We start from the raw sequence: 22,133 nt of genomic DNA on the forward strand, positions 1-22,133 counted from the left end.
CGCCGTCCCGGGGGGAATCGGAGGCGGCGCCCCGGCACAGGGGGTGGGTTACGAGACGCTGCGCAGGGCGTCGGCCGGGCGCATGCGGGAGGCGCGCCAGCCGCCCATCGCGCCGGCGATCAGGCCGCCGGTGACCGCCAGGCCCACCGCGAGGGCGATGGTGGTGAGGGAGACCGGGGCGGAGAGGGCGATCTCCATGGTGCTGGAGGCCGACTGCTGCCCGGGGCCGCCACCGCCGGGGCCGCCGCCCATGCCGCCACCGCCGCCGGTGTTGCCGAGCTCCGCCGTGAGCTTCGGGCTGATCGCGGTGACCGCGTAGGCGGCCGCCAGGCCCAGGGCGATACCGAGGGCGCCGCCGATCAGGCCGTTGACCATGGACTCGCCGACGACCTGCCGGGTCACCTTGCGGCTCGGCCAGCCGAGCGCCTTCAGGGTGCCGAACTCACGCACCCGGCGGGACACCGCCGAGGAGGTCAGCAGCGCCGCCACCAGGAAGGCCGCGGCCAGCACCGCGATGGACAGCCACTTGCCGACGCTGGTCGCCAGGTTGGAGGCGGTGGACAGGGAACCGGAGACGGTGGACGCCAGGTCGGCGGAGGTCGTGACCGTCGTACCGGAGATGTTCTTCTGGATGGTCGCCTTGACGGTGGAGATCTGCTTGGAGTCGGTCGCCTTGACGTAGATCGTGGTGACCTTGTTCTTCGAGTCGCCCAGCGTCTGCGCCACCTTCAGCGGCACGAACACGTCGGTGGTGGACTCGCTGCTGTCCGGCGTCGCGATGCCGATGACGGTGAACTTGGTGCCGGAGATCTTGAAGGTCGAGCCGACCTTGTACTTCTTCTCCTTGGCGTACGACTTGCTGACCACGGCGACCTTCGCGGTGGTCTGCGCGGACGTGAAGGTCTTGCCGGAGGTGATCTTCGACGTGGCCAGCGGGCCGAGATCCTGGTTGGTGACGTCGATGCCCGCCACCGAGTAGGAGTTGACGTTGAAGTTGGCGCCGCCGCCCTGGACCCGCGGCTGAGCGGTGCTGCTGGTGCCGCCGCCGGGGCCGCCCTGCTGGGAGGAGCCGGACGTCGAGGACTGCGCCTTGCCCTGGGTGAAGGAGCCGTCGACCTTGGTCACGTTCAGGCTGATCGCGCCGACCGCGGCGGACACACCCTTCTGGGCGGCGACCTTCGTGACGAGCGACGCCGACAGGGCCTGACCGCCCTGCGTGTTCACCCGGTCCGAGCTCTGCGTGCTGCTGCTGCTCGACTTGGCGTCGAACTTGAAGTTGGGGCCGCCCGAACTGCCGGACGTGGGCGCCGACTGTGCCTTGGTCACGGTCATGTCCGTGCCGAGACCGTAGAGCGACTTGAGGACCTTGTCCTGAGCCTGAGTCATGCCGGCCGACACCGAGTTGACGGTGATGACCAGCGCGATACCGAGCGCCAGACCCAGTGCGATGACCAGAGCCGCTTTCTTTCTGCGGCCCAGTTCGCGCTTGAGATAGATGCCAAACATCCCGTTCCTCGAAGGTTCTTGGCGCCCGCTGTGGGCGCGGCCACAAACTATGGAGAAACCTTTGAGTCGCACTGAGTAAAGGATGTGTCAGAGCTGAGAAAGCGGGGTATGGCTTCAAATTTTCGTAAGACAGGCAATTCCTAACCTGTGGAGGGGCTACTGCCAGGAAACCCCTGTTGAGTGGCGCTCAGAGAGATGCAGTACGGTCCCGGGATGCACGGTTCCTCTCCGCTCTCCCGGCGTGCCGCATTCGGCCTTGCCGCCGCCGCGATTCCGCTTGCCGCGGCGACCCCCGCACACGCGACCACCGTCATCGGCGGCGCACGTCTCGCGCGTGCCGGAATTCAGGGCACGGGGCTGCCCAAGAAGCTCACCGCCGCCGCCTGGCTCGTGGCCGACAGCGACAGTGGAGAGGTACTCGCCTCCTACAACGCGCACAAGCGGCTTGCGCCCGCCTCCACGCTGAAGATGCTGTTCGCCGACACGGTGCTGAAGAAGTTCGAGCGGACCGAGCGGCACAAGGTCGTCGACGCCGAGATCGCCGACGTACCCTCCGGCTCCAGCCTGGTCGGCATCAAGCCCGGGATCACGTACACCGTCGAGCAGCTGTGGCAGGGGGTCTTCCTGCGCTCCGGCAACGACGCCGTGCACGTGCTGTCCCACATGAACGGCGGGATCGCGAGGACCGTCGCCGAGATGCAGGCCAGGGCCGAGGACCTGCAGGCCCTCGACACCCATGTCGTCAGCCCCGACGGCTTCGACCACAAGGGCCAGCTCTCCTCCGCCTACGACCTCACCCTCTTCGCCCGGCACGGGCTGAAAAGCGCCGACTTCCGCGAGTACTGCCACACCAGGACCGCGGACTTCCCGGCCGGCGGCAGGAAGACCTTCCAGATCCAGAACACCGACCGCCTGCTCACGGGCGCGTGGGGCGTGAAGACGTACGACGGACTCATCGGCGTCAAGAACGGTTACACCAGCAACGCCGGCAACACCTTCACCGGTGCGGCCACCCGCGGCGGCCGCACCCTGCTGGTCACCGTCATGCACCCCAAGAGCGGCTACAACGCCGTGTACGAGGAGACCGCCGCGCTGCTCGACTGGGGCTTCGGGAAGGGGAGTTCGGCCGAGGCGGTCGGCACGCTGGTCGAGCCGCTGAGCGAGGGCGGGGCGAAGGCGACCCCGACTCCGACCGGGAAGGCACCGCGGGCGGCGGCCGGAGCGCCGGGTTCCGCGTCCGGGGACCCCTCGCCCTGGCGGCTGCTGGAGGGCGCGGGCGGCACGGTCGCGCTGGTGGCGGGCGGGGCGTGGGCGTTGCGCAGACGGCGCAAGAACCAGCCCCGCAAGGCGGATTGACCCGCGCGACGCGGGAGCCGGACCCGGCCGGAATCCCCGTCGCGGCAGCCGTTCCACGCACCGGTGCGTACCTCGCGGTCCCACGCGAGATCCACCCCCACCCGATGCGGTGGAACGGCTGCCGCCTCCCCCCTCGGTTTTGGCCGGCGGAACTTCTTTCCCCCAAGTGTGAAGCTCTTGTGGAGGAGATTTGAGCATAGGCCCGCGACCGGCCGCAATGGTCCGGATGCTCAAATTCCGCTTGTGCAAGTTGAGTCAGCCGCGCCCGATGTAGGGCATCGCGGTGGCCATCACCGTCGCGAACTGCACGTTCGCCTCCAGCGGCAGCTCGGCCATGTGCCGCACGGTGCGCGCGACATCGGCGACGTCCATCACCGGTTCCGGCGCGATCTCGCCGTTGGCCTGCAGGGCCCCGGTCTCCATCCGCGCGGTCATGTCGGTGGCCGCGTTGCCGATGTCGATCTGCCCGACCGCGATGCCGTACGGCCGCCCGTCCAGCGACAGCGACTTGGTGAGGCCGGTCAGCGCGTGCTTGGTCGCCGTGTAGGCGACGGAGAGCGGCCGGGGTGTATGCGCCGAAATGGAACCGTTGTTGATGATCCGTCCGCCCCGCGGGTCCTGAGCCTTCATCTGCCGGAAAGCGGCCTGCGCGCACAGGAACGCCCCGTTGAGGTTGGTGTCCACCACATGCCGCCAGGCCTCGTACGGCAGCTCCTCGACGGGCACCCCGCCGGGCCCGAACGTCCCCGCGTTGTTGAACAGCAGGTCCACCCGCCCGAACCGCTCCACGGTCGCGGCGAACAGCGCGGTGACGTCCTCCGGTTTCGAGACATCCGTCCGTACGGCGAGACAGGCGCCGTCGGGACCCAGTGCCGCCGTCTCCGCGAGCGTCTCGGGACGCCGGCCGGCCAGCGCCACCGACCAGCCCGCGTCCAGCAGCTCCACGGCGACGGCACGTCCGATGCCGGAGCCGGCTCCGGTCACCACGGCGATCTTCGCGTTCTTGGTGTTCATGGGCCCGCAGCGTAGGTGAGGCTCCGCGATGCGGAACACCCCGTCCACCATCCGGGTGTTGCGCGCCCCGAGACGCGTGTCGTCCCCGGCCCGGCGGCCCCCTCCTCCCTGAAATGTGACGGGAGGACAGGATGATCATCAGCTCAGCCAGGCCGCAGGGGCACGCCCCGCAGCTCCGCGCCGCCGCGCGCCGGATCGGCCGCCGCCGCTTCATGAGCCTGACGGCCGCGGCCGCCGCGCTCGCCTTCGCCGTCGACCTGCCGGCCACCGGCGTCGCGGCCGCCGCCGAACTCGACGCGGCCCGCATCGACAGCGACCCCTTCACACTCGGCGTCGCCTCCGGCGATCCGCAGCCCACCTCGGTGGTGCTGTGGACCCGGCTCGCGCCCGCCCCCTACCAGCCCGACGGCGGACTGCCCGCCGAACGCGTCGACGTCGACTGGGAGCTCTCCGGGGACGAGACCTTCGCCGTGCTCGCCGCCAAGGGCACCGCCACCGCGCACCCCGAGTTCCACCACACCGTGCACGTCGAGGCCGAGGGCCTGGACCCCGGCCGCGTCTACTACTACCGCTTCCGCACCGGCACCTGGCTCAGCGAGACCGGCCGCACCCGCACCGCCCCCGCCGCCGACTCGGCCGCCGGCGCGCTCTCCTTCGCCGCCGTCTCCTGCCAGGCCTACCAGGACGGCTACTTCACCGCCCACCGCCACCTCGCCGCCGAGGACGTCGACCTCGTCCTCCACCTCGGGGACTACATGTACGAGTACGCGGTCGACCCCGCGGGCGGCGCCCGCAAGTACACCGACCGCACCCTCCCGGCGCTCTACGGCCACGAGACGACGACCCTGGAGGACTACCGCCTGCGCTACGCCCTCTACAAGACCGACGCCGACCTGCGGGCCGCGCACGCCATGCACCCCTTCGTCGTCGCCTTCGACGACCACGAGACCGAGAACAACTACGCCGGCGCCGTCTCCGAGAACGACGACCCGCCCGAGCAGTTCCTGCTGCGCCGAGCCGCCGCCTACCGCGCCTACTGGGAGAACCAGCCCCTGCGCGCCGCCCAGCTGCCCACCGGCGCCGACATGCGGCTCTACCGGCGCCTGCAGTGGGGCACGCTCGCCCGGTTCGACGTCCTCGACACCCGCCAGTACCGCTCCGACCAGGCCTACGGCGACGGCAAGCACATTCCCGGCCCCGAGTCCGAGGACCCGGCGCGCACCATCACCGGCGCCGCCCAGGAGGCCTGGCTGCTCGACGGCTGGCGCACCTCGACGGCGCTGTGGAACGTCATGGCCCAGCAGGTCTGCTTCTCCCGGCGGAAGATGGACCTCAATCCCGTCGCCCAGGTCTCCATGGACGCCTGGGACGGCTACCCCGCCTCGCGCCGCCGGATCCTGGACGGCGCCAAGGCGGCCGGGATCGCCAACCTCATGGTGCTCAGCGGCGATGTGCACGTCGCGTACGCCTTCGACATCAAGGACGACTTCGACGACCCCGCCTCGCGCACCCTCGGCACCGAGATCGTCGCCACGTCGATCGCCAGCGGCCAGGACGGCACCCAGAAGCCCTCGAACTGGGCCACGTACACGGCCGCCAACCCGCACATGAAGCTGTACGACGGCCGCCGCGGCTACGTGAAGGTCTCGCTGGACCGCGCCCAGGCGCGGGCCGACTTCCGGACCGTGCCGTACGTCACCCGGCCCGGCGCACCGGTCTCCACGGCCGCCTCCTTCGTCACGGAGGCGGGCGCGCCCGGTCTCAGGCCGGCGTGATCCGCTCCAGCGGAGCGGCGTCCTCGCCCGGGTAGCGCACCCCGATCTGCTCCCGGATCGTGTCCATCGTGCGCATCACGGCGAGGGTGCCGTCGAGCGGGACCAGCGGGGACTCGGTCTCGCCGGCCCGCAGGGCGCGCATGACCTCGCGGGCCTCGTGACGCAGGCTGTTGCGGGGCCCGTCCGCCGGGTCGGCGGTGAACTCCTCGGGGTCGCGGCCGTCCCGGTGCAGCACGAAGCGGTCCGGGAAGAAGAAGCCGTACGGGATGTCGATGCGGCCCTCGGAGCCGGTGACGGACGCCGAGGTCGCCGTACCGCCGACGATGGAGCAGTGCACCGAAGCGAGAGCGCCGCTCTCCCAGGAGAGCAGTGCTCCCGTCTGGAGATCGACGCCCTCCTCCGAGAGCACTGCTCTCGCGGAGATCGCCGCGGGCTCACCGAGCAGCAGATGCGCGAAGGACACCGGGTACACGCCGAGGTCCAGCAGCGAGCCGCCGCCCTGCTCCGGGTCCCGCAGCCGGTGGGAGGGCGGGAAGGGGCCGGCCAGCCCGAAGTCGGCCTGCACACTGCGCACTTCGCCGATCGCCCCGCCGTCGACGAGGTCCTTCAGGCGCCGGACCAGCGGGTTGCAGTACATCCACATCGCCTCCATCAGGAAGCTCCCGCGTTCCCGCGCCAGCGCGACGAGCTCCTCGGCCTCGCGCGCGTTCAGCGTGAACGCCTTCTCGCACAGCACGTTCCGCCCGGCCTCCAGGCACAGGCCCGCGGCCGCCCGGTGCGCCGAGTGCGGGGTGGCGACGTACACGACATCGATGTCCGCGTCCTCGGCCAGCGCGCCCCAGTCGCCGTAGGCGCGCTCGATCCCGAACCGTTCCGCGAAGGCCTTCGCCGAGGCCTCGGTCCGCGAGGCCACCGCGACCACCTCGGCGTCGGGAAGGTCCACCAGGTCCGCGGTGAACGCGGCCGCGATCCCGCCCGTCGCCAGGATTCCCCACCGCACGCTCTCGTCGGCCATCCCGCCCACCCACCACCATCGCTCATGTGACTCTCGGCACTGTGTACGAGCTGAGAGCATAGGTGTCGTATCGATCGGAAAGGGAGGGGCGCATGCCCGAGCAAGGGGCATCGACACCGCACACAGTGCAGACGGCCGGAGCGGAAGCGGAACCGGCCGTCGTCCGTGCCGGCCGCCGTACCGGCCTGCTCGTCACACTGATCCTCGGCGGCCTCACCGCCACGCCACCGCTGGCGATGGACATGTACCTCCCCTCCCTCCCGGAGGTCACCCGCTCCCTGCACGCCCCCGCCGCCACCGTCCAGCTCACCCTCACCGCCTGCCTGCTCGGCATGGCGCTCGGCCAGCTGGTGGTCGGCCCGATGAGCGACCGCTGGGGACGCCGCCGCCCGCTGCTCGCCGGCCTCGCGGTGTACGTCGTCGCCACCGCCCTGTGCGCGTTCGCGCCGAACGTCGAGGTCCTGGTCGCCTTCCGGCTGGTGCAGGGCCTCGCGGGCGCGGCCGGGATCGTGATCGCCCGGGCCGTCGTACGCGATCTGTACGACGGGGTGGCGATGGCCCGCTTCTTCTCCACCCTGATGCTGATCTCCGGGGTCGCCCCGATCGTCGCGCCGCTCATCGGCGGGCAGATCCTGCGGGTGACGGACTGGCGGGGCGTGTTCGCCGTGCTGACCGTCGTCGGGCTGCTGCTGGGCGGGTTGGTGTGGGCGAAGCTGCCCGAGACGCTGCCGGTCGCCGAGCGGCACAGCGGGGGAGTGGGCGAGGCGCTGCACTCGATGCGGCGGCTGCTGGCCGACCTGCCCTTCACCGGGTTCATGCTCGCGGGCGGCTTCGCCTTCGCCGCGCTGTTCGCCTACATATCGGCCTCGCCCTTCGTGATCCAGGAGATCTACGGCGCCTCCCCGCAGACCTTCAGCCTGCTGTTCGGCCTGAACTCGGTCGGGCTGATCGCCGTCGGCCAGCTCAACGGCAAGCTGCTGGTCGGAAGGGTCAGCCTGGAGAAGGTGATGGGGATCGGCCTCGCGATCGTCATCGCCGCCGCCACCGCCCTGCTCCTGATGGCCACCGGCGTCTTCGGCGAGACCGGTCTCGTGCCCGTCGCCGCCGCGCTCTTCGTGCTGATGTCGGCCATGGGCATCACCCTCCCCAACGCCCAGGCCCTCGCCCTCATGCGCACCAGGCACTCCGCCGGCTCCGCGTCCGCGCTGCTCGGCACGTCCTCCTTCCTCATCGGCGCCGTCGCCTCCCCGCTGGTCGGGATCGCCGGCGAGCACTCCGCCGTCCCGATGGCCGTCGTCCAACTGGCGGCAGCACTGGTGGCACTGGGCTGCTTCATGGGAATGTGCCGTCCTTGGAACGTGCGTGCGAGTGCGGAGGGAGCAGAGAGCTGAGCGCACCGAAACTGCGCAGCGACACCGCGGAACGGGCCGGGCTCGATCCCGGTGAGCTCCGCCGTCTCGTCCAGGAGGTCCACGACCTCACCACCGGGGCGCGGCCGTGGGCCGCGGGCACCGTCGTGGTCGCCGGCCGCGGGCCCGTGGTCGCCGTCGAGGAGGCGGCGGGGTGGGCCGTGCGGTACTCCGCGTACGACGAGGAGGCCGACGCGGGGGTGGAGCTGCCGGAGGAGTCCCGGGTGCCGATGAGTGTCGGCACGCCCTTCGACCTGGCCTCGCTGACCAAGCTGTTCACCTCGGTCGCCGCGGTGCAGCAGATCGAGCGGGGCACGCTCGGGATCGACGCGCTGGTGGGGGCGTATCTGCCGGACTTCCGGGGAGCGGCGCGGCACGGGGTGACCGTGCGGCAGCTGCTCACGCACACGTCGGGGCTGCGGCCGGAGCTTCCGCTGTACGACTGTGCCGACGACGCGGAGCGGATGGCGCGGCTGCGGGCGGAGGTGCCAGTGGGGGTGCCGGGGACGTACACGTACTCGGACCTGAACATGCTGCTGCTCCAGTTCGTGCTTGAGCGGATCACCGGGCGGACGCTGGACGTGCTGATCAATGACGGGATCACCCGGCCGCTCGGGATGACGTCCACGGACTTCGGGCCGTGTCCGGGGGCGGCGGCGACGGAGGATCAGCGGCGGCCCTGGGCGAAGGCGGACCGGGGGATGGTGCGGGGAGTCGTCCACGACGAGAACGCGTGGGCGCTCGGGGGAGTCGCCGGGCACGCGGGGCTGTTCTCGACGGGGCGGGATCTGGCCGTGTTCTGCCGGACGCTGCTGGCGGGGGGTTCGTACGGGCCCGCGCGGATCCTCGGACCGGACTTCGTGGAACTGCTGCTGACGCCGCCGGGGCTGGGGTTCGCGGTGGACCAGGCCTGGTTCATGGGGGAGCTGGCGGGGAAGGGGGCGGCGGGGCATACCGGGTTCACGGGGACGTCGGTGGTACTGGACCCGGGGACGGACACGTTCCTTGTCCTGCTGGCGAACACGGTGCATCCGGTGCGGCGGCGGGCGGACAGCGGGCCGAGAGCGACAGCGGCAACGCACCTGGCAAGAGCAGTGAGAGGTATCGGACCTCTCACCAGAACCTGAGAGAATCCCACGGTGAACGCCCCCGTACCCCCGGCCGAGACCCTCCGCTCCACCCTCGCCGGGCTTCTCGACGGTCTTCCGCCCAAGCAGGCCGCCTCCGCCGTCGAGCGGCTCATCGCCAGCTATCGCGGGGCCACCCCCACCGACGCGCCCATCCTGCGGGACCGGGCCGACGTCCTCGCCTACGCCGCCTATCGGATGCCGGCCACCTTCGAGGCCGTCCGGTCGGCGCTGGACGCCTTCGCCGACGCCGTTCCCGGGTGGACCCCCGGCAGTCACACCGACGTCGGCGGCGGTACCGGCGCCGCCACCTGGGCCGTCACCGACACCTGGTCCGGCGAGCGCGGCGTCACCGTGCTGGACTGGGCCGAACCCGCCCTCGCCCTCGGCAGGGAACTCGCCGCCGCCAACCCCGCGCTGGACGGCGCCCGTTGGCAGCGCTCTCGGATCGGAGCGGCGCTCACCATCGAGAGCACTGATCTCGTCACCGTCTCCTACGTCCTCAACGAGCTCACCGAACCCGACCGCGCCGCCCTCGTCGACGCCGCCGCGGCCGCCGCGCAGAGCGTGGTGATCGTGGAGGCCGGCACGCCCGCGGGGTACGCCCGCGTCATCGAGGCACGCGACCGGCTCGTCAGCGCCGGCTTCCGCGTCGCCGCGCCCTGCCCGCACAGCGCCGCCTGCCCGATCGTGCCCGGCGAGGACTGGTGCCACTTCTCCGTGCGGGTCAGCCGCTCCTCGCTGCACCGCCAGGTCAAGGGCGGCTCGCTCCCCTACGAGGACGAGAAGTTCAGTTACGTCGCCGCCACCCGCCTGCCCGTCACCCCGGCCCCCGCCCGAGTCGTCCGGCGCCCGCAGATCCGCAAGGGGCAGGTCCTCCTCGACCTGTGCGAGGCCGACGAGCAGCTCCGCCGCACCACCGTCACCAAACGCCACGGCGACCTGTACAAGGCCGCCCGCGACGCGGACTGGGGCGACCCCTGGCCGCCGTACCCGCAGGAGTCGTAGGACCGCGGAACGGTACCGTCGGACCATGGTCAAGAAGCCTGCCCCCGATGCCGGCCGGCGCAGCGAGAAGTCCCGACGAGCCATCTACGACGCCGCCCTCGCGCTCGTCGGAGAGGTCGGGTACCCGAAGACGACCGTCGAGGGGATCGCCGCCCGGGCCGGCGTGGGCAAGCAGACGATCTACCGGTGGTGGGCGTCGAAGGCGGACGTACTGCTGGAGGCGTTCCTCGACCTCAGCGAGCGGGCGGCGCGGGACGCCGGCCAGGTGCCGTACGCCATCCCGGACACCGGGGACCTCGCCGCCGATCTCAAGGCCGTGCTGCGGATGACCGTCGACCAGCTGAAGGACCCCAGGTTCGAGGTGCCGTCCCGGGCCCTGGCCGCCGAGGGGCTCGTCAACGAGCAGCTCGGCCGGGAGTCCGTGGCCAAGCTCCTCGAACCCTCGCTCCAGCTGTACGTCGACCGCCTGCGCTCCGCCCAGGAGGCCGGCCAGGTCCGCCCCGAGGTCGACCCCCGTATCGCCCTCGAACTGTTCGTCTCCCCGCTCGCCCAGCGCTGGCTCCAGCACACCGGGCCGATCTCGTACGAGTACACGGACACCCTCGTCGACTACGCGCTCGGCGGGCTTGCCCCGAGGTGACACCCACCACTCCGCGGTGCATGTAGCGGGCTCCGGCCCCCCGGGGCCGAGGAAGGTGGGACCATAGGGCATGCTGTTCCGCACGACAGCGAGGCGAGGGGTAGATGAGCGCGGATTTGGGCGGCCGGACCGGCCTGCAGGGCAAACTCTCCCAGTGGCTGCGCGGACGCCGGCCCAAGGAGGCCGCCGACGACGGCGGTCGTGAGGCTCTGCTGCTGGCCGCCGCGGGTGCCGGGCTGCCGCTCGCGCCCGCCGCCCACCCCGCTCCGGGCTACCGCTGCTCCTGCGACCGGGTGGGCTGTCCCACCCCGGCCCGGCACCCGGTGTCCTTCGCCTGGCAGACGCAGTCCACCACCGACCGCGCCCAGATCGAGCGCTGGGCCCGCCACCAGCCGCAGGCCAACTTCATCACCGCGACCGGCATGGTGCACGACGTGCTGGACCTGCCGCTGGAGGCGGGGAGGGAAGCCCTGGAGCGGCTGCTCGGGGCCGGGGTCGAGGTCGGGCCCGTCGCCGAGAGCGACGACGGGCGGCTGCTGTTCTTCACCCTCACCCGCGGTACGCCCGAGGACGAGGACGAGTGGTGGCCCTGCGAGCTGGACTGCCACCCCGAGACCATGGACGAGCACCCCGGACTGCGCTGGCACTGCCGGGGGTCGTATGTGCTCGTGCCACCCGCCCGGCTGCCGGGAGACCAGGGCGTGCACTGGGTGCGCGGGCTCGAACACCCGCTGCCGGACCCGCTGAGCCTGCTGGAGACGCTCACCGACGCCTGCGCCCGTTACGCCGGCGAGGAGCCCGACCACGTGAGCGCGGCCTGGCCCCTGCGCCACTGAGCGTCTCCTAGGAGCCCGTCGCCGAGGTCAGCCCCTCCAGGCGGGCGAGCACCGACACCTGGCCCTGCTTCGGGACCACGGCGACCTCGTTCGACATGAACTCCATCGTGAACGTCTGCTTGACCTCGCCCTTGGTCAGCGCCTGCACGAAGGCGTTCTGCGTGGGGATCGAGGCGCCGGACGCGGCCGTCTGCTTCGCGTAGCGGCGGCTGGCGAAGAACACCAGCGCCCCGCCGTCCTCCGTGCGCAGCGCCAGCGGCGCGTAGTCGCCGCCGCTGATCGGCGCGTCGATGTACTGCGTGACCAGACCCGGCTTCCTGGCCTCCTTCGCGCGCGTCGCCCGCCACTGGTCGGTGTGCGCGCCGGAGGCGAACAGCTTCCCCTCGCCGGTCTTCAGGTACGTCGTGTAGTCCTTGCTCAAGTCCGCGGGCGGGACGGCGAGTTCGGTGGAGTTCGCCGGTACGGCCTCGGCCCAGCCGTCCTTGTCCTTCCGTACCTTCGGCAGCGAACCGGCCGGGATCAGCGTCAGATACGCCACCTGCCAGGGCTCCGCGAGCCGGCTGCGGGTGAACACCAGCAGCCAACGCGCGTTGGTGCCGCCCTTGTTGCCCTTCGCCTCCGCCACGAACCAGCGGGGCCAGCCCGCCTTCTTCGGGATCGTGAACGTCGCGTCGGTCAGCTTCAGCGGTGTGTACGAGGCGTTGCCGCTCGGGCTGTTGGCGTGACCGGCCTTCAGCCGGGCCGCGTCGATGTCGCCGAGGGCGCCGGTGACATGGGCGGCGTCCAGCGAACTGTCGTACGCCTTGTCGGCCTTGTTGTACGCGGTCGTGAACTGCCGGAGCGCCTTCGCGGCCTCGGCGCGCGTGGAGGCGGGGAGCACCTCGCGCTCGCCGTGCACCACCACGCAACCGCTCGCCGTCAACGACAATGCGGTCACCGAGGCCGCTATCAGTACCCTTCGGTCAAGCCTGCGGAGCCTTCGAGGGCCGCGATCCCTGCTCATCAGGTGCCTTCACCTTCCCCTTCCCGGAGGCGAACCCTACCGGGGCGAAGAAGAGCGCGAGCGTCGGGATCAGGTACAGCAGCCACACCGTGACCTGAAGCACCGTCGGGTCCGGCTGGAAGTTGAACACGCCCTTCAGGAGGGTGCCGTACCAGCTGTCCGGCGGAATGGTGTCGCTGATGTCGAAGGCCAGGTTCGTCAGGCCGGGGATCCAGTCGGCCTCCTGGAGGTCGTGGAAGCCGTACGCCAGCACGCCCGCCGCGACCACGACCAGCATGGCGCCGGTCCAGGTGAAGAACTTCGCCAGGTTGATCTTCAGGGCGCCGCGGTAGAACAGCCAGCCCAGGAAGACCGCGGTGGCGAGGCCGAGAGCGACGCCGACCAGCGGGCGCGGGGTGCCGTCGCTGGCCGCGTGCACCGACGCCCACACGAACAGGGCGGTCTCCAGGCCTTCTCGGCCGACGGCGAGGAAGGCGGTGGCGACCAGGGCGCCCGTGCCCATCGCGAGGGCAGCGTCCAGCTTGCCGTGCAGCTCGGCCTTCAAATGCCGGGCGGTGCGCCGCATCCAGAAGACCATCCACGTCACCAGGCCGACCGCGACGACCGACAGCGAACCGCCGAGCGCCTCCTGCGCCTGGAACGTCAGCTCCTGGGAGCCGAATTCGAGAACGCAGCCGAAGCCCATCGCGATCAGGACGGCGATCGCGATGCCGATCCAGATGGGCCGGATGGCGTCCCTGCGGTCCGTCTTGACCAGGTAGGCGATCAGGATGCAGACGACCAGGCTGGCTTCCAGGCCCTCGCGCAGACCGATCAGATAGTTGGAGAACACGTCTCACGCCTCCTTGGAGAACAGCGTGCTGCCCCACCAGTCGTCCTTGTCACGGACGCCCGGCGGCACGGCGAACACGGCCGAACCCACGTGCTGGATGTACTCGTTGAGCGCGTCCTTCGCCGACAGGCTGCGCTGCAGCGGGATGAACCCCTTGCGCACATCCCGCTGGTAGGCGAGGAAGAACAGGCCCGCCTCCAGCCGGCCGAGGCCGTCGGTGCCGTCGGTGAAGGAGTAGCCGCGGCGCAGGATCGTGATCCCGTTGTTGGAGTCGGGGTGCGCGAGCCGCACGTGCGCGTCCGGCTTCATCGCCTTCAGGAACGGCTCGTCGTGCTCCTTGGCCTTGCCGACCGGCGCGCCCTCGCCCTTGTCCCGGCCGAAGATGTCCTCCTGCTCCTGCAGCGAGGTCCGGTCCCAGGTCTCGATGTGCATCCGGATGCGCCGGGCCACGAGATACGACCCACCGGTCATCCACTCCGGCCCGTCGCCGTCGCCGACCCACACGAACTTCTTCAGCCGGTCCGTCTCGGTGCCCGCGATGTTGCGGGTGCCGTCCTTGAAGCCCATCAGGTTGCGCGGGGTCTGCGCGTCCGGGGTGGTCGACGAGGTCTTGCCGAAGCCGAGCTGCGACCAGCGGATGACGACCTTGCCGAAGCCGATGCGGGCCAGATTGCGGATCGCGTGCACCGCGACCTGCGGGTCGTCCGCGCAGGCCTGGATGCACAGGTCGCCGCCGGTGCGGGTCTTCTCCAGCGCGTCGCCGGAGAACTGCGGGAGGTCGACGAGCGCCTCGGGCCGCTGGTCCTTCAGCCCGAACTTCTCGAACAACGACGGCCCGAAGCCGATCGTCAGCGTCAGCCGCGAGGGTTTGAGGCCCAGCGCCTCACCGGTGTCGTCCGGCGGCGCCTCGGCCAGCCCGCCGTACGCACCCTCCCCGACGGCCTTCCCGGCCGTCATCCGGCGCGCGGCGGCCGTCCAGTCCTTCAGCATCTGCACGAACTCGGCGCGGTCGTCGGTCTGCACGTCGAACGCGGCGAAGTGCAGCCTGTCCTGCACCGGCGTGGCGATGCCGGCCTGGTTGGCGCCGTGGAAGGCGACCGCGGCCCCGGTCTCGGCGGCGGTCGGATCCACATCGTCGCCGACGCGGCTCATCGCGACCGCACCGCCGGCCGCGGCGGCGCCGAGCACGAGCCCGGCCCCGCCCCAGCCGATCAGCGAACGCCGGGAAGGAGCCTTGGAGTCGGCCTCTTCCGCGGTGGTGGCTTCCTGGGTGTCCGTCATGGTGTCGTCCCCTACTTCACGACGGCGGCGGCGAGCTTGGACAGCGGCTCCGCGAGCGCGTTCACCGCGTCCGACAGCTCCTTGCGCTGCTCCTCGGTGACGGTGTCGTACGACACGAAGCCGTCGGAGGTCTTGTCCGTGCGGTACTTGTCGAGCGTCGTGTCCAGCGCCGCGAACTGCTTGTCCAGCTCGGTCGTCAGCGCCTTGTCATTGGTCTGCGCGACCGGCTTGAGCAGCTCGTACGCCTTCTGCGCACCTTCGACGTTGGCCTTGAAGTCGGACAGGTCGGTGTGCGAGTAGCGGTCCTCCTCGCCGGTGACCTTGCCGGTGGCGACCTCGTCGAGCAGCTCCTTGGCGCCGTTGGCCATCGAGGTCGGGGTGATCTCGGCCTTGCCGACCCGCTTCTGCCAGTCCTTCAGGTCGGTGAGCAGCTGGTCGGCCAGGGTCTTCTGGTCGGCGCCGATCTTCTTGTCCTGCCACAGCGCCTTCTCCAGCGCGTGCCAGCCGGTCCACTTCTGGCCCTTCTCCAGGCCGTCCGCGCGGGTGTCGGTCTTCGGGTCGATGTCGCCGAAGGACTCGGCGATCGGCTCGGTGCGCTCCCAGCCGACGCGGGAGGGCGCGTAGGCGTCCTGGGCGGCCTTGAGGTCGCCGGCCTTGATCGCCTCGACGAAGGTCTCCACCTTCGGGATGGTCGCGTCGGCCTGCTCCTGCGCGTACTCGCGGTAGGCGGCGACGGCCTTGTCCAGCTTGGGGTTGCGCTTGGCGACCGTGCCGGAGCCGGTGACGGTCAGCTTCTGCCGGACGCCGTGGCCCTTCATGCCGGGCCGGCAGGCGATCTCGTACTCGCCCGCCTTCACCTCGGCGGTGAGCGTGTACTTCGTACCCGACCCGATGTTCTCCTTCTCGGAGACGATCCGGTCGTCCGGGAAGAGGATCTCGACCTCGGTCGCCTTCGAGCCGGTGTTCTCGATCTTCAGGGTGACCTGGCCGGCCGGCACCGACTTGGTGGAGGTCTCGCACTTGGCGTCGGCGGCGGTCACCTTGATCGCGGCGTCACCGTCGCCCTTGCTCTTCTCGGTGCAGCCCGTGACGGCGGTCAGGGCCGCCGCGGTGGCAACGGCGGTGACAACGGTGAGTCTGGCGGCTCGCATTCGGGCTCCAAGCGGCTCAAGGGCTGGCGAAAAATCGCGTGTCGGGGCTCACACAGGGATGGTGAGGCTCGCCTAACTTATCTAAGGCTTGCCTGCGTGATACCCACCCATGCGGTGATTCAGCTCTCATGGACGCCGTATGAGCACGGACCGATCACGGTGGCCTAAAACAGACCCCAAGAAAAGGTCAAAGGAAATTCAAAGGTTCCGCTTCGGGGTGATCAGGAGCGCGTCCGTGCGGGGGTGCCGGACGACCTCCACGGGCTGGTCGTAGACCTCGGAGAGCCGGGCCTCCGTGAAGACCTCCGCCGGCGGGCCCTCGGCCGCGACACGACCGGCGCACAGAATCGCGACGCGGTGCGCGTACGCGGCGGCGAGCGCCAGATCGTGCAACACGACGACGACACCGTCCCCTTGACGCGCCCTCTGCCGGCACAGCCCCAGCACGAGTTCCTGATGTTTCAGGTCGAGGGCGGCGGTCGGTTCGTCGAGCAGGAGGAGGGGGGTCTGCTGGGCCAGGACCCGGGCGAGGGCGACGCGGGCGCGTTCGCCGCCGCTGAGGGCCGAGAACGGGCGGCGGGCGAAAGGGGTGACCTCGGTGGCGGACATCGCCTGTACGACGGCCAGGTCGTCCTCGGCGGGGGAGGTGGCGTGGGGTGCGCGGCCCATGCGGACGACCTCCTCCACCGTGAAGGGGAAGGCGAGGGTGGCCGATTGGGGGAGGACGGCCCGGCGGAGGGCGAGTTCGGGAGCGGTCCACTCCGTGGCGGGGCGGCCGTGTATACGTACGGCGCCTCGGGTCGGTGTGAGGTCGGCGGCGAGCGCGCTGAGGAGCGTGGACTTGCCGGCGCCGTTGGGGCCGACGAGGGCGAGGATCTCGCCGGGGCGGACTGTGATGTCGACGCCGTGGAGGACTTCTCGGGGGCCGAGGTCGATATGGAGGGCCTCGGCTTCGGCGAGGGGTTGCGACGGGTTCGGAACCGCCGGGATGCGCCGCTGCGGTTGAGCGCCGTTGCGGCGGAGAAAAGAAGCAACCGCGGAAATCATGCCCAACCTCCTTGCCTGCGGCGGGTTCTGCGGAGCAGCCAGAAGAAGAACGGGCTGCCCAGCAGGGCGGTCAGGACGCCCAGGGGGAGTTCCGCCGGGGACGCGATCGTGCGGGCGGTGAGGTCCGCGGCCAAGAGGACCAGCGCGCCCAGCAGCGCGCTCGCCGGGATCAGGAAGCGGTGGCCGGGGCCCGCCGCCATGCGCAGCAGGTGGGGGACGACCAGGCCGACGAAGCCGATGATGCCCGAGACGCTCACCGCCGCCGCCGTCAGCAGGGCGATGACCAGGATCAGGGCGATACGGAGGCGTTCCACCTCCACGCCCAGGTGGCGGGCGGGGCGTTCGCCGAGGGAGAGGAGGTCCAGGCGGCGGGCGTACAGCGGCGCCACGGTCAGGCCGATCGCCGCGCACGGCAGGACCGCCAGGACCTTCGGCCAGGTCGCCTGGGAGAGGGAGCCGAGCTGCCAGAAGGTGATCTGGTTGACAGCCGCCGTGTCCGCGAAGAAGAGGAACAGACCGATCAGCGCGCCCGCGAAGGCGTTCACGGCGATGCCGGTCAGGATGAGCGTGACGACCTCCGTACGGCCACCCGAGCGGGACATCGCGTACACGAGGAGCACCGTCGCGAGCCCGGACACGAAGGCGAAGGCCGAGACCGTCCACGTGCCGAGGAAGTCGAGGCCGAACGCGATCGCGCCGACCGCCCCGACGGCCGCCCCGGACGAGACGCCGATGACTCCCGGCTCGGCGAGCGGGTTGCCGAACACGCCCTGCATCAGCGCGCCCGCGCACCCCAGCGAGGCCCCGACGAGGAGCGCGAGCACGATCCTGGGGAAGCGGACGTTCCAGAGGACGGACTCGGCGACCCGGTCCAACTCCTGTCCACCGAGCCCGAGATGGTGCAGCACGGAGTCGAGCACGTCCCCGACCGGGACCGGATAGGCGCCCAGGGAGGCGGCCACCGGGACCAGCGCGAGCAGGGCGGCGGCCAGGGAGACGGTCAGCAGCCAGGCGGTGCTGCGGCGTCCGCCTTCGACGGCCGGGGGTGACGTCTCGTCAACCGCCTTCTCCAGTACGGTCATTCGGCGCCGCCCTTGCCGTAGAGCTGCTGCACGACGGACTTCAGCACCTGGTCCGTCCGCGGCCCGTAGTTGAGCAGCACCCCGTCCTCGATCGACACGACCCTGCGGTCCAGCCCGGCCGGGGTCTGGGCGACACCGGGGATCTTCACCAGGCCGTCGATGCCGCCGACGGACTCAAGTCCCTTCGTCATGACGAGGATCGCGTCCGGTGCCGCCTTGACCAGGGCCTCGCTGGTGATGGCGGTGAAGTCCTTGTCCAGGCCCGACTCGGCGCCCGCGTCGACCGCTCCGGCCGCCTCGATGAGGGAGGTCGCGCCCGAGCCCTTGCCACCGATGAGGTAGACGGAGGCGGAGCCGCGGAGATAGAGGAAGGCGACCCGCGGCTTCTTCTTCTCGTGCGGAACCGCCTTGCGCACGGCGGCGATTCGCTGCTCGGAGCGGTCCGTCAGCTCCTTGCCCGCCGCCGGTACGCCCAGCGCGTCGGCCACCGTCCGGATGCGCGGGCCCACGTCGGCGAGGCCCTGGGCCGCGTCGACGACCAGGACCGGGATGCCGGCGGCGCGGATCTGGTCCATCGCCTCGTCGGGGCCCGTGGTGGTCTCGGCGAGCACCAGGTCGGGCTTGAGGGACAGCACGCTCTCGGCGGAGACGTCGTGGTTGCGGGTGACCACGGGGAGTTTCGCCGCCTGCTGGAAGGTGGCGGTGATGTCACGGGCGACGACCCGGTCGCCGAGCCCGAGCGTGAAGACGATCTCGCTGAGGCTGCCGGAGAGCGGGACGATGCGCCGCGCCTCCCGGACGGTCACCTTCTTTCCGTCGGCGCCGGTGACCGTGACGGGGAGCTTCGGCCGCGGGGCGTCCGTCAGCGGCTCGACCCGGTTCGCGGCCGTGGCGGCGGCCTTCTTCGGGGCGGCCTGGGTGGAGCCTCCGCAGGCGGTCGCGGTCAGGGTCAGGGCGAGCACGGACAGCAGTGCTCCCGCCAGTCGGGTGCGCAAGCGTGGCACGGTCCGGTCCGTTCCTCTCGGTCGACTTCCCGTGTGGGGACGGGTTCCCGTATGAGCACGAGAAAGCTTAGGTTAGCCTTACCTTCGTTCGCTACCGGCTGTCGTATCCGGAGGACCGCCCATGCCCGCGCGCCTCAGAGCCCTGGTCACCGTGTTGTGCGCGGTCGTCCTCGGCGCCCTGCTCCCCACGGCCACTGCTCAGGCGGCGAGCCGTACCGTGCAGGGCGGCCGGCTCGACTGGGGCATCAAGTCCTCCTTCCAGAGCTACGTCACCGGGCCCATCGCGAAGGGGAGTTACTCCCTGACCGGGGGCGCCGCCACGGTGGGTGCGAGCACCTTCCGCTTCCACTCGGCGACCGGCACCTACGACGGCGGCAGCGGTGCCTTCCGGGCCGGCTTCTCGGGCGGGGTCCACTTCGTGGGCCACAGGACCGACGCCGGGGTCTACCAGCTCGACCTCACCATCAGCCGTCCGACGGTGAGCATCTCCGGGTCCACGGGGACGCTCTACGTGGACATCGTCAGCAAGGCGAAGGGCACCGGGACGGTCACGACGTCCACACAGGTGCCCTTCGCCTCCCTCTCCCTCGGCTCCATCTCCATGAAGGGCGCCGGCACCTCCGTCACCCTGAACAACCTGCCCGCCACCCTCACCGCCCAGGGCGCCAAGTCCTTCGCCGGCTACTACACCGCCGGGACCGCACTGGACCCGGTGAGCCTGGAGGCGGACGTACAGGCGGCGGCGACCCCGAAGGCGTCCAGCACGCCGAAGGCCTCCAAGTCGCCTGCCAAGAAGGAGACTTCGGGCGACGAGCTGACGGACGGTGCCGTCGACTGGGGTGTGCGCAGGACCTTCCGCGAGTACGTCACCGGGGACATCGCCGAGGGCAAGTGGACGCTGTCGGCGGGGGCCGAGGACGGCGGCGCCCTCTTCCGCTTCCCGGGCGGTCAAGGGACGTACAAGGACGGCGAGTTGACGGCGTCGTTCAAGGGCACGGTCCGCTTCACCGGTGCGCACGGGCTCGATCTGGAGCTGAGCGCCGTGCGGGCCGCGGTCGAGGACGGCAAGGGCACCCTCTACGCCGACGTCACCAGCCCTGAACTGACTGAGAAGAAGGTCCCGTTGGTCACCTTCACCGCGAAGGGGCTCAAGGCGGCGGGCGGGCTCGCCAAGCTCACCGAGGCGCCCGCGAAGCTCACCGCCGACGGGGCGAAGGCCTTCGGCGGGATGTACCAGCCCGGCACCGCGATGGACCCGGTCTCCCTCGCCGTCGCCCTCACCGCCGACGCCGAACTCCCCGCCCTGCCCGACCTGGGCAGCACGCCCACGCCCAGCGCGACACCGAAGCAGGCGTCGACGGCGCCCGTCGCGAGCAGCACCGGCGACGGCGGTGGCTTCCCGGCCCTCCCGGTCGGCCTGGCGGCCGGCTCGGTACTGCTGGCCGCCGCGGCCTACGCGCTCGTCCGTGCCCGCCGCACGCGCGTCGCGGTGGAGCCCGCGGCATCCGAGGCAGCCGACGGCGACTGAACACCCGTACCACTTCCGCTACTTGGCGTATTTCACGCCCACCCACCCTCAAGGAGAACCCCATGCCCGTCAGACAGCGCCGAGCCATAGCCATCGCCGCCTCCGTGGCGACGGCCGCCGCCCTCGGTGCCACCGCGCTGGCCACCACGGCCTCCGCCGCCGAAGTGCCGCTCTCCGGCTACGAGTTGACCTGGGGCATCAAGCAGTCGTACCGCACCTACGTCACCACCTTCGCGAAGGGCACCTTCACGCCCTCCGACGGCGCGACGCAGGCCGCCGACAACGGGCCGTTCACCTTCACCGAGGGCACCGGCTCCTACGACTCCACCGCGCACACCGTGGACCTCGCCTTCAAGGGCGGCCTGGACATCAAGTCCGATCTGCACGGCTTCGAGATCGCCCTGTCCGACGTGAAGTTCGACAGCGCGGACGCCGAGATCACCGCCGACGTGACGAAGGACGGCACGACGACGGACGACGTGCCGCTGGCCAAGGTCACCGTCACCCAGGCGATGACGGACATGGCGACCACGCTCACCAAGGAGGCCGCGGACGTCTTCGGCAGCGCGAGCTACGAGGGCGCGGCCGGGGACCCGCTGAGCGTCGTACAGAAGACGACGACGTCCGGGTCGCCGTCCCCGTCCGACTCCACGTCGGCCACGACATCGCCGTCCACGTCCACGTCCCCGTCCGCGTCGCAGAGCACGACGCCGTCGCCCTCCGCCAGCACGAGTGCCTCGCCCTCCGCCACCGAGGCCGCGACCAAGGGCGACATCGTCGACGGCGAGCTCGGCTGGGGCGTCAAGGAGTCCTTCCGCACGTACGTCGTCGGCAGCGTCGCCAACGGGAAGATCACCGCGTCCGACGGCGCGACCCAGGCCACCGGCAACGGGCCCTTCACCTTCACCGGCGCCACGGGCACGTACGACACCGACGCCGACACCCTCGCCGCCTCCTTCGAGGGCGCCGTGAACTTCAAGGGCCATGAGACGAACGGCACTTACGCCCTCGACCTCACGCTCTCCGACCTCAGGGCCACCCTCGACGGCGGCACCGGCGAACTGACCGCGGACGTCACCAGCCTCGGCGAGAAGTCGCAGGACGTGGTCCTCGCCGACCTGAAGGCGGACTCGGCCGAGCTCACCGCGAAGGACGACGTCATCACCGTCGACGACGTCTCCGCGACCCTGACCGCCGCCGGTGCCGAGGCCTTCAGCGGCTACTACGAGAAGGGCACCGAACTCGACCCGGTCGACCTGTCCGTGGCCCTGAGCGCCGACGCCGAACTCCCCTCCGGGGACGGGGAGTCGGGCACCTCCGGCGGCTCCGCGACCGCCGACGCGTCCGCCACGACGAGCGGCGGTGTCACGGGCTCCACGACCGGCGGCCTCTCCGGCGCCCTCGCGTCGACCGGCTCGGACACCCCGGTGGCGGCGCTGGGCGCGGCAGCGGCGGCGATCGTGGCGGCGGGCGCGGGCGTGGTGCTCGCGATGCGGAGGCGCCGGGCGGCGGAGTAGAC

The 22,133-nt window shown here is 71.2% G+C and carries 19 protein-coding genes; 9 read left to right on the forward strand and 10 right to left on the reverse strand.

Annotated elements, in window-relative coordinates:
- Nucleotides 1-48: 48 nt before the first annotated feature.
- Nucleotides 49-1,506: an ABC transporter permease gene (locus ABZ848_RS01895; protein ID WP_360823627.1), complete on the reverse strand. Its 1,458-nt coding sequence runs from the start codon at nucleotides 1,504-1,506 to the stop codon at nucleotides 49-51.
- Between the two features lie 213 nt (nucleotides 1,507-1,719).
- On the opposite strand from ABZ848_RS01895, the gene ABZ848_RS01900 reads away from it, so the two are divergent.
- Nucleotides 1,720-2,862 carry a serine hydrolase gene (locus ABZ848_RS01900; RefSeq protein WP_360823630.1) on the forward strand — a complete coding sequence of 381 codons (1,143 nt, stop codon included), beginning with the start codon at nucleotides 1,720-1,722 and terminating at the stop codon, nucleotides 2,860-2,862.
- A gap of 255 nt (nucleotides 2,863-3,117) precedes the next feature.
- On the opposite strand, the gene ABZ848_RS01905 is transcribed toward ABZ848_RS01900, so the two are convergent.
- Nucleotides 3,118-3,876, reverse strand: coding sequence for an SDR family oxidoreductase (locus ABZ848_RS01905; RefSeq protein WP_360823633.1), 759 nt, complete (start codon nucleotides 3,874-3,876; stop codon nucleotides 3,118-3,120).
- Nucleotides 3,877-4,007: 131 nt separating this feature from the next.
- Here ABZ848_RS01905 and ABZ848_RS01910 point away from each other — a divergent pair, with 131 nt between their 5' ends.
- A complete protein-coding gene (locus ABZ848_RS01910; protein ID WP_360823636.1) occupies nucleotides 4,008-5,651 on the forward strand; it encodes an alkaline phosphatase D family protein in 1,644 nt (547 codons plus the stop codon).
- Here the strand turns inward: ABZ848_RS01910 and ABZ848_RS01915 are convergent.
- Nucleotides 5,638-6,666 (reverse strand): Gfo/Idh/MocA family oxidoreductase, encoded by a 1,029-nt coding sequence (locus ABZ848_RS01915; RefSeq protein WP_360823639.1) that lies wholly within the window; start codon nucleotides 6,664-6,666, stop codon nucleotides 5,638-5,640. The genes ABZ848_RS01910 and ABZ848_RS01915 overlap by 14 nt on opposite strands.
- Nucleotides 6,667-6,758: 92 nt before the next feature.
- Between ABZ848_RS01915 and ABZ848_RS01920 the strand changes: the two genes are divergently transcribed.
- The 5 genes from ABZ848_RS01920 to ABZ848_RS01940 all read left to right on the forward strand — a co-directional run bounded on the left by ABZ848_RS01920 (nucleotide 6,759) and on the right by ABZ848_RS01940 (nucleotide 11,686).
- On the forward strand, nucleotides 6,759-8,057 hold the full coding sequence (locus ABZ848_RS01920; RefSeq protein WP_360823642.1) for a multidrug effflux MFS transporter: 1,299 nt from the start codon (nucleotides 6,759-6,761) through the stop codon (nucleotides 8,055-8,057).
- Nucleotides 8,009-9,202, forward strand: a complete 1,194-nt coding sequence (locus ABZ848_RS01925) for a serine hydrolase domain-containing protein (protein WP_360823645.1) — start codon at nucleotides 8,009-8,011, stop codon at nucleotides 9,200-9,202. The genes ABZ848_RS01920 and ABZ848_RS01925 overlap by 49 nt, the downstream gene beginning before the upstream one ends.
- A gap of 12 nt (nucleotides 9,203-9,214) precedes the next feature.
- Nucleotides 9,215-10,210 carry a small ribosomal subunit Rsm22 family protein gene (locus ABZ848_RS01930; protein ID WP_360823648.1) on the forward strand — a complete coding sequence of 332 codons (996 nt, stop codon included), beginning with the start codon at nucleotides 9,215-9,217 and terminating at the stop codon, nucleotides 10,208-10,210.
- Between the two features lie 25 nt (nucleotides 10,211-10,235).
- A complete protein-coding gene (locus ABZ848_RS01935) occupies nucleotides 10,236-10,850 on the forward strand; it encodes a TetR/AcrR family transcriptional regulator (RefSeq protein ID WP_360823651.1) in 615 nt (204 codons plus the stop codon).
- A 104-nt stretch (nucleotides 10,851-10,954) separates the two neighbouring features.
- Nucleotides 10,955-11,686, forward strand: coding sequence for a bifunctional DNA primase/polymerase (locus ABZ848_RS01940; RefSeq protein WP_360823654.1), 732 nt, complete (start codon nucleotides 10,955-10,957; stop codon nucleotides 11,684-11,686).
- A 7-nt stretch (nucleotides 11,687-11,693) separates the two neighbouring features.
- Here the strand turns inward: ABZ848_RS01940 and ABZ848_RS01945 are convergent, their stop codons facing one another.
- The 7 genes from ABZ848_RS01945 to ABZ848_RS01975 form a co-directional block, all read right to left on the reverse strand.
- Entirely contained in the window at nucleotides 11,694-12,689 is a 996-nt protein-coding gene (locus ABZ848_RS01945) for a hypothetical protein (protein WP_360823657.1), read from the reverse strand.
- A complete protein-coding gene (gene efeU, locus ABZ848_RS01950) occupies nucleotides 12,649-13,521 on the reverse strand; it encodes an iron uptake transporter permease EfeU (RefSeq protein ID WP_360823660.1) in 873 nt (290 codons plus the stop codon). The genes ABZ848_RS01945 and efeU overlap by 41 nt, the downstream gene beginning before the upstream one ends.
- A 3-nt stretch (nucleotides 13,522-13,524) precedes the next feature.
- Entirely contained in the window at nucleotides 13,525-14,802 is a 1,278-nt protein-coding gene (gene efeB, locus ABZ848_RS01955; protein WP_360823663.1) for an iron uptake transporter deferrochelatase/peroxidase subunit, read from the reverse strand.
- 11 nt (nucleotides 14,803-14,813) lie between these two features.
- Nucleotides 14,814-15,953, reverse strand: a complete 1,140-nt coding sequence (gene efeO, locus ABZ848_RS01960) for an iron uptake system protein EfeO (RefSeq protein WP_360823666.1) — start codon at nucleotides 15,951-15,953, stop codon at nucleotides 14,814-14,816.
- Nucleotides 15,954-16,151: 198 nt separating this feature from the next.
- Nucleotides 16,152-17,000: a heme ABC transporter ATP-binding protein gene (locus ABZ848_RS01965; RefSeq protein WP_360823669.1), complete on the reverse strand. Its 849-nt coding sequence runs from the start codon at nucleotides 16,998-17,000 to the stop codon at nucleotides 16,152-16,154.
- Entirely contained in the window at nucleotides 16,997-18,082 is a 1,086-nt protein-coding gene (locus ABZ848_RS01970) for an iron ABC transporter permease (RefSeq protein WP_360823672.1), read from the reverse strand. Before ABZ848_RS01970 ends, ABZ848_RS01965 begins: the two co-directional genes overlap by 4 nt.
- Nucleotides 18,079-19,086, reverse strand: coding sequence for a hemin ABC transporter substrate-binding protein (locus tag ABZ848_RS01975; protein WP_360823675.1), 1,008 nt, complete (start codon nucleotides 19,084-19,086; stop codon nucleotides 18,079-18,081). Before ABZ848_RS01975 ends, ABZ848_RS01970 begins: the two co-directional genes overlap by 4 nt.
- A 121-nt stretch (nucleotides 19,087-19,207) precedes the next feature.
- Between ABZ848_RS01975 and ABZ848_RS01980 the strand changes: the two genes are divergently transcribed.
- Together ABZ848_RS01980 and ABZ848_RS01985 are read left to right on the forward strand one after the other, a co-directional pair.
- Nucleotides 19,208-20,614, forward strand: a complete 1,407-nt coding sequence (locus ABZ848_RS01980; protein ID WP_360823678.1) for an HtaA domain-containing protein — start codon at nucleotides 19,208-19,210, stop codon at nucleotides 20,612-20,614.
- Nucleotides 20,615-20,676: 62 nt separating this feature from the next.
- Entirely contained in the window at nucleotides 20,677-22,131 is a 1,455-nt protein-coding gene (locus ABZ848_RS01985; protein ID WP_360823681.1) for an HtaA domain-containing protein, read from the forward strand.
- Nucleotides 22,132-22,133: the final 2 nt, after the last annotated feature.

Source organism: Streptomyces sp. NPDC047081 (assembly GCF_040643775.1).
Classification (GTDB): domain Bacteria; phylum Actinomycetota; class Actinomycetes; order Streptomycetales; family Streptomycetaceae; genus Streptomyces.